The 432-nt window shown below is 66.0% G+C and carries 1 protein-coding gene; it reads left to right on the top strand.

What is annotated here, in order from left to right:
- A partial coding sequence (locus ACPXB3_RS22530; RefSeq protein ID WP_425729867.1) for a DUF222 domain-containing protein occupies window positions 1-432 on the top strand: 432 nt, incomplete at both ends.

Below are 432 nucleotides of genomic sequence, written 5' to 3'. Positions count from 1 at the left end.
TCGGTGACCGACATGATGGTCGTCGGGTTGCGGGTGTCGGAGCCGATGCGCCGCCGCAAGCAGATGACCGCCACCGCGACCTATCACGGGTTGACCGGTGAGCCGCTCGCCCCGAAGTATCCGACTCTTGCCGAGGCGTTCGCCGAGGGTGCGGTCGGGCCCGCGCATTCGCGGGTGGTGATCGACGTTCTCGACGACATCCCGCACCAGGTCGACCACGACATCAAAGTCAACGCCGAAAAGCAGATGGCCGACTACGCGCGCGTGCACACCCCCGCCGAGTTGACGGCGATCGGCGCCCGCCTGATGGCACACCTCGACCCCGACGGCGAGTTGACCGACGACACCGACCGCGAGCAGAAACGCCAAGTGTTCCTCGGCCGCCAAGACACCCAGCAGATGTCGAAGATGACCGGCAAAATGACCCCGGAA

Origin of the sequence: Gordonia sp. DT219 (assembly GCF_049847065.1) — a bacterium.
Classification (GTDB): domain Bacteria; phylum Actinomycetota; class Actinomycetes; order Mycobacteriales; family Mycobacteriaceae; genus Gordonia.
The sequence above is the reverse complement of the archived record's forward strand: the minus strand, read 5'-3'. Positions and strand labels throughout refer to the sequence as shown.